General features: G+C 44.8%; 1 protein-coding gene. It reads right to left on the reverse strand.

From position 1 onward, the window contains the following. The coding region (locus ACPYOJ_RS36185) for a hypothetical protein (protein WP_481420506.1) at positions 1–204 on the reverse strand (204 nt) is incomplete at its 3' end. Positions 205–248 lie beyond the last annotated feature (44 nt).

Here is a 248-nt window from a genome sequence, read left to right on the forward strand (position 1 = left end):
GTTATCACCCCGCGGAACATTGGCAAACACATTAGATTCCTGCCAGTTGATGCCATCCGTAGAATATTGGTAAGGAGCCTGTCCTCCCGAAGCATTTACGGTTACTGTATTATTGGCAATATCCACGGAAGAAATTACGGGCTGCTCGGATGCGTATATAGCTACCGTTTGCCGTGTTATACAACTGCCTGTTTTCAATTTCACCCAGTAAGTTCCTACACCTACATTAGATATTGTCTGTGTAGTGG

The organism is Rhizobium sp. SVR5-9E (assembly GCF_056755095.1).